The sequence below is a fragment of the Carboxylicivirga taeanensis genome (assembly GCF_051851475.1).
Lineage (GTDB): Bacteria > Bacteroidota > Bacteroidia > Bacteroidales > Marinilabiliaceae > Carboxylicivirga > Carboxylicivirga taeanensis.
Map to the genome: position 1 here is coordinate 1 of NZ_JBPUSJ010000044.1, position 3272 is coordinate 3272.

A 3272-nucleotide genomic window follows, 5' to 3' on the forward strand; every position below is an offset into this window, starting at 1 on the left:
GCGTAATTCTAAAGTTGCAGTTTGCTGCAGCAATTGAGTGTAATTAAGGAACAAATATACAGGCATCGGGCCGCTTCATACGGCAATCCGTTGTGGGTAATGCAAACATTCCTTATCAGTAATGAATAAAACTGATTTTAATAAAATATTGCCAAACTGGACCTTGAAAGTTGAAGAGGTGTCTAATAATGTATTTCATTTTTTAGCAATAAACCAATCAGGAAATCAAATTGAATTAACGGAATCTGATTTTGAATCGGGTCTTGACAAAAGCATAAACCAAGCCTTCGATATAGAAGTTGAAATAAATACGAACCCAAACAAATTATATTTTGACACATTCATTAAATTACTAGAAGGACGAAATATTAATAAGAAGAAATATGAACCTGAAATATTTGGTTCATGGTCCATACGAGTTAACAAGACAAGAATTGTATTGGATGGTCACGAATCTGAATTAAGAATTGAATCAAAAAAACTTTTCTCAAGACAAAAATGGGTAGAAAAACAATCCCATGACCTAAGAACAAGACTGAAATTGTCCGATATAAAAATGATTACAAACGAAATAAAATAAAGCACATACCCACAACAAACCGCAATAGCGCATAAGGCGTATAGTGCGATTCGGAAGTTTAATCACTTCGGCAATCAGCGCCAAATCGGTGATTTGGCTTTTTTTAAAATGAAAACTTAAAACAAAATACACCGCTTTGGCTTTGCTCATTTTGGAGTGTTGGTAGGGTTAAAATCGCCTTACAGCACCATGCGGCAGGCCGTTAGCGGTTATAAAACCAAAACACATAAAAAACTAAATGAATTCAAACGATGAACCTTTAAACGAAACCTATGATTCATACAAAATTATAGAGAATGCACTATTGGTGTGCCATATTTTACCATTAGTTATTATAGGAATATTATCATATGGGATTACTCAACTAATGCCAATTATTCCAATTCCATTAGCATTAGTTTTATCGATTTGTATTTCATGGGTAGTTTATTGTGTATCTGCAGTAAAGTTCGTAATAATGGCAATGATATACTCTGAAGAAAGAAGCTCTATATATAAGGTTGCCATATCAAATAGATTATTAATGAAAGAAAGTCTCTTATCTAAAATATTTATCATTGGTAATCATGACAAACAAGAATTAAATGAACTTTTATCAAATCCCAATTATAAAAGAGGACCAATAAAAATAGAAATTAAAACCTCCTTAAGTTATTTATTAGGATTGTTAGCGAGTTCAATTGCAATTGATGTCTTTATTTTAACGACAAATAATAAAATAAAAGACTGGGATATTAGATATTGGTTAATGGCAATTTTTGCGTTTATAATTTTATTGAATTCAATGAAAGGATTAATTAACCGAAAAACAATAATTGCATTGCTTCCTCAGGGAATCCAGATATCTAAAGGTGAGATTATTCCTTTTGAAAAAATTAAAGACTTTAAGATTATCAAAAGAAAGTTAGGCCGTAGTTATACTAAATATATTACATTCCAGCACTTGACAAAATATCTTGAAAGAGATGCATATGTCTATAATGAAATTGAAATTAAGAACTGTAACATATCAACACAGAAGCTAAACTTTTACTATCGGCAGAATATAATAAATTACAACCGCTAACAAACCGCAATAGCGCATAAGGCGTTCGTAGCGTTTTGCAAAGTTCGCAGCTTCGGCAAACAGCGCCAAATCGTCGATTTGGCTTTCAAACAGAAAAGATAAAAACAAATACAACGCTTTGGCTTCGCTCAACTTGGAGAGTTTGTAAGGTTAATTTCGCCTTACGACGCCATGCGGCAGGCCGTTGGGGCCAATTTGACCACATAACTCAATAATTCGTAAATAAACTAAGCATGTTTTGGAGAGCTCTAATTCTTATTGTTTTAGCAAGTTCCTGCACTTTGGATAATGCAACAAAGGAAGGCAAGCAATTGAATAAATCATCATTCCCTGACTCAATTAACTGTTCTCAGATATGCATACCAATGAGCAGAGAATTTGACAATGATACTATTCTGGGACTGATTGGTGAAGATAAGGACATGTTTTATCCAAGAGCTTTCGCATATAGAAATAATATTGTTTACATTCTTGATGCAGTAAATCTAGCTTACATGAAAGTTGACTTAGAATCTGGAAGAATAATTGGTAAAAGCGAAAGGAAGAATAGAAGTCTTTATTTTAATGACATTCGGATATTTAAAGATTTGGTCGCAATAACGACAGTTAATGGTGGTGTTTTGTTATATAGCCAAGATACAATTAAAGTCTATAAAAAAATCTCTTTGGCACAAGGCTACATAGTGTCTTCAAACAAAAACGACTTTGAAGTATATTTTCCAGGAGACAATCACAAGGTGTTTAAATTAAATTCAGATTTAGATATTTTGGGTAATTATAGTAATCAGAACATGATTAAGAACACAAAACCCTCATATACGGTTCAGAACAATCTTGTTAGAATAAACGAAAAGCTGTTTCATTTGACAAATCTTGACTATAAAGGAAATCTTAATGGGGAAATTAATCTAAACTATTATGATTCTGATAGTATCTTAATCTTTTCAGAAATTGATACGGCTGCTTATGTATACAAATTAAATTTCGGGAAACTATAAAGAAAATAAAAACTGGCCCCAACAAACCGCCATAGCGCATAAGGCGATCACTGCTGTTCCGAAGGTTTGCCGCTCCGGTCAGCTCCGCCAAATCGTTGATTTGGCTATACATAAGGAAAAAGTTAAAACCAAATACAACGCTTTGGCTTCCCTCCTTTTTAGAAGGTTGGTGAGGTCAATATTCGCCTTACGTCGCCATGCGGCAGGCCGTTGTAACCTATTTGTTGGTTAAATGTTTACAGATTGATTTTGGTCGTCCGCCAAAAACCAAAATGTAGTATAACTTGGCCACTAATCCAGACTTGGTTGGTTTCATATCAGCCCAGACGTTCAAATTGAGGTGCCTCTGGAATTGATTTTCAAACGTGAACAGGAATCAATTTGAATTACAAACTGTTTACGCCAGGCTTAAGCGGTTTTTCTACAACTATTTGTGTTTTAACTGGTTTTCGCACTTTTCTTTCCGGAAGTTTGATTTCCAAACGCTGGCGTAAAACACCTTCTCATTTGGTTTTTGGCTCAGCACAAAGCTCAACATTAGAGAAATTAGGAATATAAAATAACAGGTTACAACAAGCTGCAATAATGCATAGCAGTCCGGCTCGCTTTGGTTGGGCCGATTCCCGCC

At 34.2% G+C, this 3272-nt stretch carries 3 protein-coding genes; all 3 read left to right on the forward strand.

What is annotated here, in order from left to right; translation table 11 throughout:
• Positions 1 to 121 precede the first annotated feature (121 nt).
• The 3 genes from ACSX1H_RS18955 to ACSX1H_RS18965 all read left to right on the forward strand — a co-directional run bounded on the left by ACSX1H_RS18955 (position 122) and on the right by ACSX1H_RS18965 (position 2644).
• Positions 122 to 580: a hypothetical protein gene (locus tag ACSX1H_RS18955; protein WP_439185828.1), complete on the forward strand. Its 459-nt coding sequence runs from the start codon at positions 122 to 124 to the stop codon at positions 578 to 580.
• Between the two features lie 238 nt (positions 581 to 818).
• A complete protein-coding gene (locus ACSX1H_RS18960) occupies positions 819 to 1646 on the forward strand; it encodes a hypothetical protein (protein ID WP_439185829.1) in 828 nt (275 codons plus the stop codon).
• A 233-nt stretch (positions 1647 to 1879) separates the two neighbouring features.
• Positions 1880 to 2644, forward strand: coding sequence for a hypothetical protein (locus tag ACSX1H_RS18965; protein WP_439185830.1), 765 nt, complete (start codon positions 1880 to 1882; stop codon positions 2642 to 2644).
• Positions 2645 to 3272 lie beyond the last annotated feature (628 nt).

What these genes read in the sequence shown, in the direction of transcription:
- ACSX1H_RS18955 (WP_439185828.1), top strand. Translation starts at nt 122, where the DNA reads ATGAATAAAACTGATTTTAATAAAATATTGCCAAACTGGACCTTGAAA.
- ACSX1H_RS18960 (WP_439185829.1), top strand. Translation starts at nt 819, where the DNA reads ATGAATTCAAACGATGAACCTTTAAACGAAACCTATGATTCATACAAA.
- ACSX1H_RS18965 (WP_439185830.1), top strand. Translation starts at nt 1,880, where the DNA reads ATGTTTTGGAGAGCTCTAATTCTTATTGTTTTAGCAAGTTCCTGCACT.